This window comes from Capnocytophaga sp. oral taxon 323 (assembly GCF_001278825.1).
GTDB lineage: Bacteria > Bacteroidota > Bacteroidia > Flavobacteriales > Flavobacteriaceae > Capnocytophaga > Capnocytophaga ochracea.
This window is the reverse complement of record NZ_CP012589.1, coordinates 529,758-544,966: the sequence shown is the minus strand read 5'-3', so window position 1 is coordinate 544,966 and position 15,209 is coordinate 529,758. Positions and strand designations below refer to the sequence as shown.

The 15,209-nt window shown below is 37.5% G+C and carries 15 protein-coding genes; 3 read left to right on the top strand and 12 right to left on the bottom strand.

Annotated elements, in window-relative coordinates; all coding sequences use genetic code 11:
• Positions 1-77: 77 nt before the first annotated feature.
• The 9 genes from recG to AM608_RS02345 all read right to left on the bottom strand — a co-directional run bounded on the left by recG (position 78) and on the right by AM608_RS02345 (position 8,724).
• Entirely contained in the window at positions 78-2,192 is a 2,115-nt protein-coding gene (recG, locus tag AM608_RS02385) for an ATP-dependent DNA helicase RecG (protein WP_053580644.1), read from the bottom strand.
• 45 nt (positions 2,193-2,237) lie between these two features.
• A complete protein-coding gene (locus tag AM608_RS02380; RefSeq protein WP_053580643.1) occupies positions 2,238-3,287 on the bottom strand; it encodes a glutaminyl-peptide cyclotransferase in 1,050 nt (349 codons plus the stop codon).
• A 1-nt stretch (position 3,288) separates the two neighbouring features.
• Entirely contained in the window at positions 3,289-4,965 is a 1,677-nt protein-coding gene (gene truB, locus AM608_RS02375) for a tRNA pseudouridine(55) synthase TruB (RefSeq protein WP_053580642.1), read from the bottom strand.
• A gap of 5 nt (positions 4,966-4,970) precedes the next feature.
• On the bottom strand, positions 4,971-5,621 hold the full coding sequence (locus tag AM608_RS02370) for an epoxyqueuosine reductase QueH (protein ID WP_053580641.1): 651 nt from the start codon (positions 5,619-5,621) through the stop codon (positions 4,971-4,973).
• 55 nt (positions 5,622-5,676) lie between these two features.
• Positions 5,677-6,123: a GNAT family N-acetyltransferase gene (locus tag AM608_RS02365; protein ID WP_053580640.1), complete on the bottom strand. Its 447-nt coding sequence runs from the start codon at positions 6,121-6,123 to the stop codon at positions 5,677-5,679.
• A gap of 191 nt (positions 6,124-6,314) precedes the next feature.
• The gene (gene pyrF, locus AM608_RS02360; RefSeq protein ID WP_053580639.1) at positions 6,315-7,133 is read right to left on the bottom strand and encodes an orotidine-5'-phosphate decarboxylase; all 819 of its coding nucleotides are present in this window, start codon (positions 7,131-7,133) and stop codon (positions 6,315-6,317) included.
• Positions 7,123-7,362, bottom strand: a complete 240-nt coding sequence (locus tag AM608_RS02355; RefSeq protein ID WP_002672069.1) for a hypothetical protein — start codon at positions 7,360-7,362, stop codon at positions 7,123-7,125. The genes pyrF and AM608_RS02355 overlap by 11 nt, the downstream gene beginning before the upstream one ends.
• Complete coding sequence (locus tag AM608_RS02350; RefSeq protein ID WP_016479549.1) at positions 7,359-8,048, bottom strand: NAD-dependent deacylase; 690 nt, start codon at positions 8,046-8,048, stop codon at positions 7,359-7,361. Before AM608_RS02350 ends, AM608_RS02355 begins: the two co-directional genes overlap by 4 nt.
• 397 nt (positions 8,049-8,445) lie before the next feature.
• Positions 8,446-8,724, bottom strand: coding sequence for an HU family DNA-binding protein (locus AM608_RS02345; protein WP_002672062.1), 279 nt, complete (start codon positions 8,722-8,724; stop codon positions 8,446-8,448).
• 198 nt (positions 8,725-8,922) lie between these two features.
• On the opposite strand from AM608_RS02345, the gene AM608_RS02340 reads away from it, so the two are divergent.
• Positions 8,923-9,864, top strand: a complete 942-nt coding sequence (locus AM608_RS02340; protein ID WP_053580638.1) for a transcription antitermination protein NusB — start codon at positions 8,923-8,925, stop codon at positions 9,862-9,864.
• 82 nt (positions 9,865-9,946) lie between these two features.
• Complete coding sequence (gene yajC, locus AM608_RS02335; protein ID WP_002672058.1) at positions 9,947-10,255, top strand: preprotein translocase subunit YajC; 309 nt, start codon at positions 9,947-9,949, stop codon at positions 10,253-10,255.
• A 78-nt stretch (positions 10,256-10,333) separates the two neighbouring features.
• On the opposite strand, the gene AM608_RS02330 is transcribed toward yajC, so the two are convergent.
• Positions 10,334-11,023, bottom strand: a complete 690-nt coding sequence (locus AM608_RS02330) for a PAS domain-containing protein (RefSeq protein ID WP_009419714.1) — start codon at positions 11,021-11,023, stop codon at positions 10,334-10,336.
• 371 nt (positions 11,024-11,394) lie between these two features.
• Here AM608_RS02330 and AM608_RS02325 point away from each other — a divergent pair, with 371 nt between their 5' ends.
• Positions 11,395-13,050 (top strand): ribonucleoside-diphosphate reductase subunit alpha, encoded by a 1,656-nt coding sequence (locus AM608_RS02325; RefSeq protein WP_002672050.1) that lies wholly within the window; start codon positions 11,395-11,397, stop codon positions 13,048-13,050.
• Positions 13,051-13,153: 103 nt separating this feature from the next.
• Here the strand turns inward: AM608_RS02325 and serC are convergent, their stop codons facing one another.
• Positions 13,154-14,215, bottom strand: coding sequence for a 3-phosphoserine/phosphohydroxythreonine transaminase (gene serC, locus AM608_RS02320; RefSeq protein WP_053580637.1), 1,062 nt, complete (start codon positions 14,213-14,215; stop codon positions 13,154-13,156).
• Complete coding sequence (locus tag AM608_RS02315; protein ID WP_053580636.1) at positions 14,202-15,167, bottom strand: D-2-hydroxyacid dehydrogenase; 966 nt, start codon at positions 15,165-15,167, stop codon at positions 14,202-14,204. Before AM608_RS02315 ends, serC begins: the two co-directional genes overlap by 14 nt.
• Between the last annotated feature and the right edge of the window lie 42 nt (positions 15,168-15,209).

Here is a 15,209-nt window from a genome sequence, read left to right as displayed (position 1 = left end):
TTTTTAACTCTCCAAATTTTTTGGTAAAAAAAGTAGAAAAAGATTACAATGTAGTAAGTATCACCTCTTCAGCTCCTTTATGAAATGTATGTCCAGAGGTTCTTATAGCGTTGTAACTGATAGAGCGTGTGGGCTACGCGTTGGTTTTGGGGCAACTCTAAATTAGGGTCGGCTTTCAGTAGATCGATAGCTTGAAAGCGCGCTGCTCTTAGTATATCTTGGTCTTTTACAAGGTCGGCTATTTTTAGAGCGAGCACTCCACTTTGTTGCGTACCCATTAGGTCACCAGGGCCACGCAATTTTAAGTCTACTTCAGCAATTTCAAAACCGTCGTTGGTGCGCACCATCGTTTCCATACGTGTACGAGTATCGTTACTCATTTTGTTGCCCGTAAGTAATATACAATAACTCTGTTCACTACCACGCCCTACACGTCCTCTCAACTGGTGAAGTTGTGAGAGTCCAAAGCGCTCGGCACTCTCAATTACCATTACGGAGGCATTGGGTACATTTACCCCCACTTCTATCACGGTGGTAGCCACCATTATTTGTGTTTCATTACGTAGGAAGCGCTCCATTTCAGCATCTTTTTCAGCTGGTTTGAGTCTACCGTGTACCATAGAAACCTTATATTTTGGCAAAGGGAAGCTTGCCGTGATATAATCATAGCCTTCGGTAAGGTTCTTAAAATCTAACGCTTCCGATTCTTCTATAAGTGGATATACTACATAAGCTTGTCTTCCTTTATCTATCTCTTTTTTAATAAATTCATAAGTCTCTGCACGGTGGTTTTCAAAATGATGTAGAGTTTTAATAGGCTTACGTCCGGGGGGGAGCTCATCTATTATCGAAACATCTAAATCACCATATACACTCATCGCTAAAGTGCGTGGGATAGGGGTGGCGGTCATTACTAAAATATGAGGCGGAATAGTGTTTTTATGCCATAACTTCGAGCGCTGTTCTACCCCAAATCGGTGTTGCTCATCGATAATGGCGAGTCCTAAGTTTCTGAACTGTACTTTGTTTTCCAAAAGAGCGTGAGTGCCTATAAGAATAGAAAGCTCTCCAGACTGTAATTGTTCGTCTAACATTTTGCGTTCTTTAGTTTTTGACGAACCTGTGAGCAGTGCTACAGTTACTCCTGTTTCTTTTAGTAGTTCACTAATATTTTGGTAATGCTGATTGGCGAGAATTTCGGTAGGTGCCATCAAGCAGGCCTGACAACCATTATCTATTGCTAAAAGCATCGTCATTAGGGCTACGATGGTTTTACCAGAGCCTACATCGCCTTGCAACAAGCGGTTCATTTGGGCATTTGAGCCCACATCGGCGCGTATTTCTTTCAATACTCGTTTTTGGGCATCGGTAAGCGGAAAAGGCAAATGATGGTTATAGAAGTTCATAAAAGCATCGCCTACATTCTTGAAAGGTTGTCCTTGGAACTTCTGTTTGTGCAGAAGATTCTTGCGTACCAACTGTACTTGTATGTAGAAAAGCTCTTCAAATTTGAGTCGTACAGAGGCTTTAGTAAGCAAAGTTTGATTTGTAGGGAAGTGGATATTGCGCATTGCCTCCTGCTTGGAGATGAGGTTCATTGAAGTGAGTATGTTATCCGGTAAATTCTCGGCAAAGCTATTGCCTATTTCTTCAAAAACTGTTTGTACTAATTGGCGCATCACTCTATTGGTGATGTTGCGTTTAGCTAATTTTTCGGTAGAGGGATATACGGGCTGAATACTGCTGTGTCCTGCTTTCTTGAATTCGCTGAGCAAGTCCATTTCGGGGTGAGGCATAGAGAAAGTGCCTCCAAAGAAATTCAGTTTGCCAAAAATCACATAAGGTTCGTTGATTTTTAGGGATTCACGCAACCATTTGAGTCCTTTGAACCATACGAGCTCCATAGCGCCGGTATCGTCTACAAAGGTAGCAACAAGACGAGTACCTTTTTGGTGAGCCGACTCTACTGTGCGTAAGTTTACTATCTTGCCTACGAGCTGCACCTCGGCATTATTGTTCTGCAATTCGTTGATTTTGTAAAACTTGGTACGGTCGATATACCTGTTAGGGAACAAGTTCAGTAAATCTTGATACTCATAGATACCGAGCTCTGTTTTCAGGAGTTCAGCCCGCTGATTGCCTACACCACGCAGGTAGTTGATGGGAGTATGTAAGATATTCTCTGGAATCATAAGAGCAAAAGTAATAAAAAAATACAAACATCAAGCTCACGTTATTTAATTCTTGTTTATAAAAACTACCTCAAATATCTTACTCCAATTCTTACCCGTGATGAAGAACGTATTACGCCTAGCGTGATAGGCAATGCCATTAAGAACATCTAAATCAGGAGTTTGTTCTACTTTTTCTTTTAATCCTCGTACATCTACAACGCCTTCTATAGCACCATTATTGGGGTTGATAATCATAATACCATCTTTTAGATAAGTATTGGCATATATTTTTCCGTCTACAAATTCTAATTCGTTAGCATTGGTAAAAATAGATTTATTAGTACATAGTTGTAAACTGTCTACTTCTTCAAAAGTGTTAGGATTGAGTATCCAAATCTTTTCTGAACCATCACTTTTGTAAAGTTTATCACTACCGTTATGACAGAGTCCCCAACCTTCTTTACTTTTATTGTAAGAGAATGTTTTTAACAGTTTTAGCTGAGTATCATATACAAATCCTATATTTTCTCTCCAAGTGAGTTGGATTATTTTATCTCTAAAAACGGTAGCTCCTTCACCAAAATACATTGCTTGTAAAGGTACATTTTTGTACATTTCGCCCGTAAAAGGATTCCATTTGCGTATGGAAGATTCTCGGTATTGCCCTGTGCTTTCTACTAAAGTATCACCTATAAATTCTAAACCTTGAGTATAAGCCTGTTTGTCGTGGGGATATTCATTTAGTATTTTATAAGTATACAATTTAGGAGCTTGTCCTGCCAAAAGTAAAATTTCTTTTCGTACTTTATAAACTTCTCCTTTATCAGTATATACAGTTACTTCTAAAGGCTGTTTACCTAACATTAGGTTTTCAAGTACTATGTTCTCATTAGTAACAACAAGCTCTTGGTGATGAAACTGATAACTAATCTTTACTATTTTACCTTCAAACTTAGGATTCACAACTTTTATCTGTAAAGTTTCTCCTATGTGGTATTCTTTCTTTTTAGGATATAGTTCTATATTGAAAGCGTCTTGCTTAGGTGGATTTACATTTTTGCAAGCTCCTATTAATAAAAAACTTAATATGTAAATTAACTGTTGTAATTTCATTCTATCGTTTACTTTGAAAAATATAAGTAATAGTTCCTGTTTGCTCTTTTTTGCCTGTTACAGCATTAAATCTGGCTCTGCTAGCATATAGTAATGAGTTTTCTATAAGGCAATCATCATTGGTAGTTGAATTCATTTTGTCAAGAGCTGTTCTAATAACTCTTCCTGCTTCATCAACTGTAATAATAATCACTACTTGCCCTTCCTTTTCACAAGTAAATACAGGGTTAGGTATATTTCCTGTCCTGCCAGATAAGGCATATTTTACTAAAGTATTCTTATTTACTTTATTATCAGATGAAATTTTAGTTGTTTTTTGAAGAGTATTATCGTCCGATATTACTAAGTTAGACGACATTTTATTATTACTCACCAATTCTTCTTTAGCACTTTCCATCTCTTTAGAAGCACGTTCTGCCATTATTTCGTCTAAGGTTTTAAAATTCTCAGTATGGCGTAAGTCAGCATCGGCTTGATTAAAGGCATTAGTAGTCAGTTTTGCATTCATAGCTTGAGAAAGATCAGGCGCATCAGTTTGTTCTTCTAATTTTGGAGGTTCATAAGGTAAATCATCGGGAGAGAGAGCCATTTCAATCATTATTTCTTTCTCTCTACTGCTAAGTTGTATCACCATAAGGGTTACTATCGTACCGAAAAGTATCAGTAAGGTAAGCATAATTGCCTTATCAGTATTTGAAAACATCGATAGAAAATAGCGAAACTCATATTTGATTCCTGAGGTCTTTTTTTTCTTTTTTCGAGGAAAAATGGCTTCTATATTAAGGTCGGAAGTATGTCGCTGTTTTTGTTGTTTATTAAGGCGTTCTCGCTCTCGCTCTTCATACACTTCATTAATAGACTTTTTCCTATTGTTTTGTGTGTTCAAAGTAGATTCTTTTCGAGCGAAATGGTCATTAAGAGTTGTTTTATTCTTATCGATAAATCGCTCGAATACAGTAGTGAGAATAATAGGTTTTGTTTGCATTTTTGGAATATGTATGTTTATAAATTCATCAGGCGTTAAGGCATCATTTACCGAGAAATCACCTATCTTAGTACGTCGCAATGCAGATAGATAGCCACCAGACCCTAAGGCTTTACCAAAGTCGTTTGCCAAGGAGCGTATGTAGGTGCCTTTGCTACATACCACCTCAAAGTGCAACTTAGGAAACTGACTTGCATCTATATCGAAACTGTAAATATAGATAGTGCGTTGAGGAACTTCTATTTCTTTTCCGTCGCGGGCAAATTCGTAGAGCCGTTTGCCTTCTTTCTTGATAGCCGAAAATACGGGAGGCGTTTGCGTGAGCTCCCCTATAAACTGCATTCGCACTTGTTCTATCAGTTCAGGAGTGATATGGTCAGTAGGGTAGTGGGCATCTATTTCGGTTTCCTTATCATAGGAAGGAGTAGTAGCCCCTACGGTAATAGTGCCCGTATAAGTTTTTACAGTGTCTTGTATTTCGGTAATCTTCTTGGTAAATTTGCCCGTACAAATCACCAATAAACCAGAGGCAAGCGGGTCTAATGTTCCTGCGTGCCCTATCTTTATCTTCTTGAGCTTATAGTGTTTGAGTATTGCCCATTTGATTTTGTTCACTGCTTGAAACGACGACCATTGCAAGGGCTTATCAATAAGCAAGATACGACCTTCTCTAAGTTCTTCTGGAGTTATCATACTATTCACTTTTCACTTCCGTAGTATTTTTCCCCTATTCGTATTTTCTCTCTTCCGTTGGCTACTCGCCATTTGTTAGCATCGCGCAACGAGAAAGCACAACCGCAGTACTCTTGTTGGTAGAACTTCTCGTTTTTACAGATTTCCATATTGCAGGCAGCACCTCCGTTTTTGCGCCAATTGTAGTCCCAATAGGTAAGTCCTTCGTACTTATTGGCAGCATTTTTGCCTGCCTCATTCACTTGGTTGAGGTCTTTCCAACGAGAGACGCCCAGTGAGGTTGCAATGGTATCGAAACCGTTTTCGTAAGCATATAAAGCCGTACGCTCCATACGCATATCAAAGCACATTGCACAACGGCTACCGCGTTCGGGTTCAAATTCCATACCTTTAGCACGCGTATACCAGTTATCGGTGTCGTATTCGGCATCTACAATAGGTACACCACACTTTTTGGCAAAGCGTATATTTTCCTCTTTGCGAATTTCGTATTCTTTTTGAGGGTGAATATTAGGGTTGTAAAAAAATATAGTAAAGTCGATTCCCGACCCCTGAATAGATAGTATAATTGAACCTGAACAAGGTGCACAACAAGTGTGTAACAACAATTTTTTACCATTGTTAGGCAATACGAGATTCTTGTGGACTAATTCCATAGTATTTTTATTGTTTCCTTATCAGAGGGCAAAAATACAAAGAAATAGTAATATATCAAGATTCTGGTGGGTACATTTGTTTGAGAGCGTTCACATATACCTCTGCACCTTTACGTTTAAAGCCTTCATTTTCATAAAGCTTAATAGCTGCTTCGTTAGTAGGTGAGGTAAAGAGTAATATTTCTCCTAAGCCCAATTCTTTGCCTTTGGCGATAAGAAGTTGAATGAGCTGAGTGCCTATTTTTTTACCACGTGCCATCTCGTCTACCACCACATCTTCTATCCAACCTTTATAGCCCGAAATCACTCTGTAGATACCCATAGAAGCCATTCCGTGTAGGCGACCGTCTTCTATATAACCTACTACATAAGGTGCTTTAGTTTTGTCTTGAAAAAGGTCAGATAGTCGTTGTTGGTAGCGCCTGCTCAACAGTGAAAAAAGTCTGTAAGCGTCATCTTCAATGGTTGGTGTAATGTTGCTTTTATTTAAAAATGTAATCATATTATTTAGTTGTTAGTCATTAGTTTACTAGTTTTTAATCACCATATTCTGCTAAAGTTTTAAACTTGTACAAAGTTGATATACCTATTACTTCTCACACTTGTCATTTTTCTTGCTCCTTTTCATTACTACTCATTTACTACTTATCATTAACCATTAATCATTAATCATTAATCATTAATCATTAATCATTAATAATCATTAAGCATTAATTTCATCTTCTGTTGTAATTCCTTAGCTTTTTCACCTGCTACTTTGGCAAAGTCTTCATCCTTAGAAGCGTAAATAATGCCTCTTGACGAGTTGATAAGCAGTCCGTAGTGGTCGTTCAAACCATACTTACATACCTCTTCCAAGCTACCTCCCTGAGCACCTATTCCTGGTACTAACAGGAAATGTTCAGGTATAATTTTGCGTATTTCCTTTAGGTATTCCGCCTTGGTCGCACCTACTACGTACATCAAGTTTTGGCTGTTTTGCCAAGTGAGTGAGGTACGTAATACCTTTTTGTACAGCTCTTCATTATTGAGTTTTTGCGTTTGGAAGTCGAAAGCCCCTTCATTAGAAGTTAGTGCTAAGAGAATGGTGTGTTTGTTCTCAAAAGCTAAAAAAGGCTCTACCGAATCCCTTCCCATATAGGGGGCTACTGTCACGCTATCGAATTGCATATCTTCAAAGAAAGCTTTGGCATACATACTTGAAGTGTTGCCTATATCCCCGCGTTTGGCATCGACAATAGTGAAAATCTCAGGGTGGTGACGGTTCAAGTAGTCAATCGTCTTTTTTAAGGCGCGCCAACCTTTTTCGCCGTGTGCTTCGTAGAAAGCTGTATTGGGTTTGTAGGCTACCGCAAAAGCGTGGGTAGCCTCTATAATCGCCTTGTTGAACGCGAACAGCGGGTCTTCCTCTTCAAGCAAGTGAGGAGGAATTTTAGTCATATCGGTATCCAAGCCCACACATAACAGCGATTGTTTAGCTTCGATTTGCTGTATGAGTTGCTTAGTAGTCATTTTCTTCTATACGGGCGATTTCTCGTTCGTAGAAAGCGATAGCTTCTTCTATAAGGTTCTCGCTTTCAGCCTCTAACTCTTTGGTGTCTTCTTCGTCAAACTCTTCAAGCCATTCTACTTCATCGTTGTCTAAGTTCAGCACGAAGCGCGGATACTCTAAATGCACCACAAACATAGCGTCGGGCATATCGGTGTTGTCACCTAAAATAAATTTTGGGAAGTTACTCATTTCAATTCTTTTATTAGTTCAATAGCTTTAGCTACCCCTCTTGAAGCAACGTCTTTAATTACAGTGATTTTATCTTTACTACTGATGCTTGGACGTGGGTCTATATAATATATAGGTGTATCTTTCTTGGCACAGTTCATCAATCCAGCAGCGGGATACACTTGTAATGAAGTACCTACAATAACCACTATATCGGCAGTTTCTACCTCTTCGGCAGCCTTTACAATCATTGGTACATCTTCGCCAAACCACACGATGTGAGGTCGTAATTGTGCTCCACTGGGGCTCAGATCGCCCACTTTAATGTCGTCAGTACAGTCGTAGAGCGTATAGGGGTCATCTACTCCCCTCATTTTTAGCAGTTCGCCGTGTAAGTGAATAATGTGATGGCTACCCGCACGTTCGTGCAAGTCATCTACATTTTGAGTGATGATCACTACGTCGTACTCTTTTTCCAACTCGGCTAATAATAAGTGAGCGGGGTTAGGTTGCACATTTTTCACCTGTTTGCGCAAACCGTTGTAGAAGTTCAATACAAGTTCGGGGTCTTTCTCAAAACCATAAGGTGTTGCCACTTGTTCTATATCGTGACCTTCCCACAAACCATCGGCATCTCGGAAAGTTTTTACACCACTTTCAGCGCTAATCCCTGCTCCCGTGAGGACTACTATTTTCTTCTTTTTCATATTGGTAATGTTAGTTATAGTCTTGTCAGAGAATTAATTTGCGCTTTCGTGCGCTTTGCACCTTGCCAAAGTTTTAAATTGTCCGTCGTGCTACGACTTGCCTGTTGGGCTACGACTCTTAGCAAAGTAGAAGTCTACCAATTTCCTACTTCTTATCTCTACTTTAGAATCAACTTAACTTCACTTTTCCTTCGTTCATTGTTCGTCTTTTGTTCGTCTTTTGTTCGTCTTTTGTTCGTCTTTCCTATAAGCTTTCTATAAGCTTTCTATAAGCTTATCCCAAATTAACCATTAATCGTTAACCATTAATCATTAAATAAGGCTTCTATGCTAATTAACTCATCTACTAATAAATAAAAAAAGTCCCTTTCAACTGAAAGGGACTTTTTTACTGCAATTACTTTTTGTTTACTGCTTCAGATAATTCAGCCCCTGCTTTGAATTTTACAACTTTCTTAGCAGGCACTTTAATTACTGCACCAGTACGAGGGTTGCGAGCCTCTCTGGCTTCTTTTTTAGCAACTGACCAAGAACCGAATCCTACGACAGCTACTTTGTCACCTTTTTTTAGAGCCTTTTCAACACTTGAAAAGAACGCTTCAACAGCTTTTTTAGAGTCGGTTTTTGTAAGTCCAGACCCTGCTGCAATTGCATCAATTAATTCTGATTTGTTCATATGATAACTTATAAATACAGTTAATAAGGACAAAGGTAGTAATATATTTCATCATAGCAAGTATAAAACAAGAAAAAATGCGATTTTTAGTAAAAAATTAACATTTTAGGTGCTTTTTTAGCGCTTTTTTTTGGCTTGTTAAACCTTTTTTTCTACTTTTGCACTCTCAAAATAAAGTTAAGAAAGTTCTTACAAATTATGCTTACAAGACGACATATTAGGGCAAAAGTAATGCAATCAATTTATGCAATGCGTCAGAGCCAAAGTCAGGATTTAGACAAAGAATTGAAGTTCTTGCAAAACAGTGCTGATGAAATGCGACACCTATATTTATTAATATTATCACTTTTCATTGAACTGCATTCTTTGGCAACTCATCAACACAAAGTAGCTCAGAAAAAATATTTGGCTACTACTGAAGAAAGAACAGTACATCAAAAATTTTCTGAAAACCTTTTGCTCTTAGCCATCGTTCATAATACATTATTACAAGAAGCCATTGCTGATGCACGTATAAACCATTGGGAAATACACGAAGAGTATGTGCGTACTATATATAAAAGCATTATAGAAAGTGAGTTTTATAAGAAATACAGCAAACAAAAGAGCAGTTTTGAAGTTGATAAATCTTTTTTAATGACTATTTTTGAAGAAATTATAGCTCCCGATGAGACAATATATGAATATATTGAAGATTATAATCTCACTTGGGTAGATGATTATCCCATTGTAAATACCTATATAAGTAGGTTATTTAGAGAAGTGCTTCCTACCTCACCTGATAAATATTTTGTTCCTTCACTTTATAAAGATGAAGAAGAAAAAGATTTTCTTACAGGGTTACTAAAAAAAACAGTGCTCAATGATAGTAAGTGGGAGAATGAAATTATTAGTAGAATGACGGGTTGGGAGAAAGATCGTGTGGCTGTAATAGATAGTATATTGTTAAAAATGGCTGTTTGTGAAATGCTTAGTTTTCCTAGTATTCCAGTGAAAGTAACACTTAATGAATATTTAGAACTTGCCAAGGAATATTCTACTACTAAAAGTAGTGCGTTTATTAATGGTGTAATGAAAAATGTACATAAAGAACTCGAAGAAAGACAACAAATTAAAAAGATAGGAAGAGGACTTTTATAATTGAAAATTGAAAGCCAAAAGCTAAAAGTTCTTAATTACAATTTTCTAAAATAACTAAAAACTAATAATTAAATTAATAAATATGCAACAATTGATGAACAGTGGTTTACTACCTCTTATATTGATAATCTTAGTATTCTACTTTTTTATGATTCGTCCGCAAGTAAGACGACAAAAACAAGAAAAAAACTTTATTGAAGGAATGAAAAGAGGCGATAAAGTAATTACTAAAAGTGGTATGCACGGACGCATTGTAGAACTTACTGATGATACTTGTGTCTTAGAAACACTTTCAGGAAAAATCAAATTTGAACGTTCTGCTATTTCTATGGAACTGTCAGCTAAATTAAAAGACGATAAGAAAGAAATTCAAGACAAGAAAGAATCATAGTCATAGAAAGAACCAAAAATGAGAGCGTATCTATTGCAATAGATACGCTCTCATTTTTATTGTGATATTTGCAAAAATCTAATTCGTAGAAAATAATTTTGCAAAGAAACTCTTGCGTTGCATCATAGTTTCTTCTTCGTGATGTTCTTCACTAAATATATCATCAGAAATTTCATAGTCTCCAATGTTAGTATCAGTGTGAGGCATATTAGGGATAGGATCAAAGTGAATTTCTCGCTTGCTTTCGTCCATAATATCCATAATATATTCAATATATGATTTGCCTTGTTTTTCTAAAAAGCCCTTAAAATAACGATTACTGAGCTCCATATCTCCTATTTTTTCAAGTTTAAGGAGCGTTTGATATAAAGGCTCAATATGCTCTGTAATTACATACTTAGGTACTGAATGCTGACGCGCCATAATAGTAACAACATCCCCAATAATATTCCTGCCTACTTCAAAATCGGTAATTACCCAATAATACTTACCCGATTTAGCTAAGTTTTTAATAATAGCGTGAAAGTTCCTCCCCGCCAAAATATTATCCCAAGTAATCTTAAATATGATTTTAGGCATATCGGGGTGACGAATGATGCTATGTGGTTTTCCTAATAATTCAACCGCAGGATAACCACAAACATCTATAAATGTTTGATTTACGTCAGTAATAGCACCCAACTTATCAGTAGTACTGATAATAGTTTTTGTTTTATCCCACACTACTTCTTCATCAATAGGTATAGGTCTAGTAATTAGTTCTGACATAAGATTTCCTTTTATACTTAACGCTACAAAAGTACAAAAGTTATCTGAAAGAACAAAATATTTTAGATAAAATCGTATTACTATTTTGTTTTAAATATAACAATTCTTTTTAACACGTTGATTTGTAGTAATTAACAGCTATATTTCTACTCTTCTATATCTTCTTATTTTTAGTAGTTTTTGCTTTCCCGTACATTTATTTTTTATTATTTTAGCTATTCAAGTAATATAAAAGTATAACTGTATGTTAAAAAATTATCCTAAGAGGCTGATTTTGCTATATTGTTAAAAACTTTGTTAATAACTTATTTTGGATAGAGGGTGAAATTAGAATATAAAGCTGTTACTTTGCACCCCGAAAATAAAAAGTTATGAACGAAGAAAAAGACATTTGGTGGCTCAATGAAGAGTCTGAACAAATCCTCAATAGAGGCTATTTACTAAAAGGAGAAAGCGTAGAAGGTGCAATAGACCGCATTACAAGTGCTGCTGCACATAGGCTTTATAAACCCGAATTACAGCCCGCTTTCAAAGAAATGATTACTAAAGGGTGGATTAGTTTCTCATCTCCTATTTGGGCAAATATGGGTACTGAAAGAGGTTTGCCTATTTCTTGTTTCAATGTGCACGTACCTGATAGCATCGAGGGGATTACTCATAAACTTGGAGAGGTGATTATGCAAACCAAAATAGGGGGGGGTACTTCTGGTTATTTTGGCGAATTGCGTAGTCGCGGTTCTGCAGTTACCGATAATGGTAAATCAAGTGGGGCAGTTAGTTTTATGAAGTTGTTCGATTCAGCTATGGACGTTGTATCACAAGGAGGAGTAAGGCGCGGTGCTTTTGCTGCTTATTTAGATATAGACCATCCCGATGCCGAAGAGTTTCTACAAATTAAAGATGTAGAATTTCCTATTCAGAATCTTTTCTTTGGTATTTGTGTACCTGATTATTGGATGCAAGAAATGATAGATGGTGATGTAGAAAAACGTCGCCTATGGGCTCGTGTCTTGGAGTCTCGCCAGCAAAAAGGTTTACCTTACATTATCTTTACGGATAATGCCAATCGTAATCGTCCTCAAGTGTATAAAGATAAGGATATGCTCATCCGTTCAAGTAACTTGTGCAGTGAGATTATGTTACCTTCTAGTGAAGATGAATCGTTTATTTGCTGTCTTTCTTCTATGAACTTAGAGCTCTTTGATGAGTGGAAAGATACCAAAGCGGTAAAGTTAGCGGTATTCTTTTTAGATGCGGTACTTTCAGAGTTTATAGAAAAAACAAAGGGTAATTACTATTTACAGGCAGCTCGTAATTTTGCTATTCGTCACCGTGCTTTAGGTTTGGGTGTGTTAGGATATCATTCTTACTTGCAACGCAATATGATACCTTTTGAGAGCTTTGAGGCAACTCAGTTCAATGCCCGCGCTTTTAGATACATTCGTGAAGAAGCTGATAAGGCAACTAAAGAATTAGCTCATATTTATGGAGAACCAGAAATTTTAAAAGGATATGGTAGACGAAATACTACCACTATGGCAATCGCTCCTACCACTTCCAGCTCGGCTATTTTAGGACAGGTATCACCAGGTATCGAGCCTTATTCGAGCAATTACTATAAAGTAGGGCTTTCTAAAGGGAACTTTATGCGCAAAAATAAGTATCTCACCCAACTTTTGGAGGAAAAAGGTCTTAATAATGAAGAAGTATGGCGTTCTATTCGTTTGAATAATGGCTCTGTACAACACTTGCAAGAGTTATCTCAATTAGAGAAGAATGTGTTTAAAACTTTTAAAGAGATTTCACCGATGGAAATTATATCACAAGCGGCGCAGCGTCAAGCGTACATTGATCAAACGCAGAGTTTGAACTTAAATATTCCTTCAGCGATGCCTATTCGCGATGTGAATAAAGTGCTTATTGAGGCTTGGAAATTAGGAGTTAAAAGTTTGTACTATCAGCGCAGTCAATCAGTAGCAAAAGAAATGATGATGAATTTTGTAAACTGTAGTAGTTGCGAAGCTTAATACATTTGATTATAAAGCCTTAGAGATTAAATAACATATTGTATAATATAAAATAAGTCCGATATTTGTATCGGACTTATTTTGTTTTCCATATTATTCTTCTTTACGCGGTGCGTTCAAATTCTTTAAGTACATCTACTAATACTTGTACACTTTCTAAAGGCAAAGCGTTGTAGATAGAAGCGCGATAACCTCCCACACTGCGGTGTCCTTTTATTCCACTGATGTTGGCTTCTTTACACAAAGCGTCAAAGCGTTTTTTGGTGCTTTCATCGGTGAGGTTGAACACTACATTCATTAGGGAGCGGTCTTCTTTATTAGCATACCCTACTACTAACGGATTGCGGTCGATTTCTCCGTAAAGCAAATCGGCTTTAGCTCGGTTGCGTTTGCCTAAGGCTTGCAATCCACCTTGTGCTTGTATCCATTCGAGTACTAATAGGTTTACATATACTGCAAAAGTAGAAGGTGTATTGAACATACTATCGTTTTTAATATGCAACTGGTAGTCCATCATCGAAGGTAGTTTCCGACTTACCTTGCCCAATAAATCCTTCTTCACAATCACTAAGGTAGACCCCGAAGCTCCTAAATTCTTCTGTGAACCCGCATAAATCAAACTAAATTGTTTGTAATCTAACGGACGTGAGAAAATATCAGAACTCATATCGGCTACCAAAGGGACGCTCGTTTGAGGTAAACTGTGGTACTCGGTACCGTAAATCGTATTATTGGTAGTGATGTGCAGATAATCGATATCAGTAGGGACGGTTACATTTTTTGGAATATACTTATACCCATCGGCTTTAGAAGAGGCTATCACTTCGGCATAGCCAAAGAGAGCAGCTTCCTTTTGTGCTTTGTTAGCCCAAGTACCTGTATCTATATAAGCAGCTTTGGTTTCGAGGAGGTTGTAAGGCACCATCAGGAATTGCATACTAGCTCCTCCTTGCAAGAAGAGTGTAGTGTACGAATCGTCCAATCCAGCGATTTCCAATGCCAATGCACGAGCGCGTTCTATCACGCGTACAAACTCTGGACTGCGGTGTGATATTTCTATTACCGATAAGCCAGTCCCCTCAAAATCTAATAAGGCTTCAGAGGCTTTTTGGAATACCTCAGGTGCTAAGATAGAGGGGCCTGCGCTAAAATTATGCTTTTTCATTTTCCTTATGTTCTGTTTTATATTTTACGATAAAATCTTCTACTTGGCGTTTCAAGATACGCCATAACTTATCTTGTGCGTATTCGCTCGCCCAAGCCACGTGAGGAGTGTAAATCACACGAGGGTGGTTGGCTATTTTTAGTAGAGGGTCATTAGCCATTGGCGGTTCTTCTTCAAACACATCGGTAGCAAAGCCCATAATGCGGTTACTTTCTATAGCTTCATATACCGCCTGAGGGTCTACTATAGCCCCACGAGCCATATTGATAATTAATGGTTTTTTACGCAATTTGGAGATGAAATCTTCATCTACTAAATGCTTAGTCTCAGGAGTAAGCGGACAGTTAAGCGAGATAATATCACTCTGTGCCAATACCTTGTCGAACTCAGTATATTCTTTACTACGTGGCGCTTTACCTTGGCGTTCAGCCCATAGCACTTTCATACCAAAGGCTTCAGCTACTTTACTAATAGCTTTCCCTATGTTGCCTACTCCTATAATCCCTAAGGTTTTGGTATGCAATTCAAACACCAGTGGTTCAGTAAGGCAAAAACGACCATCTTTTTCCCAAGTACCATCTTCTACACTTGTGTGATAGGTTTTTAGGGCACGCATAGCCGATAGTAACAACAAGAAGAAGTGTTCTGTTACACTTTCAGTAGAGTAACCCGCTACGTTTTTCACTTCTATACCTAAGGCTTTCGCAGCCTCTTTATCAATATTATCCATACCCGTAGCAGTAAGGTGAATGAGCTTAAGGTTAGGCAATTGCCTAAGGATACTCTCATCGAGTTTCACCTTGTTCACGATAGCTATATCAGCAGGTTTGAGACGTTGAACAATTTCATCGGGAGCTGTTTTTTGGAAGGCTACCCATTGGGCTATCCCTTTTGGGATATCTACATCTATGCGCTCAGAGAGCGTGTTGCGGTCTAAAAATACGGCTTTCATATAATATATTATTAATTCTTTTTTATCTACATAGTTAAGAGA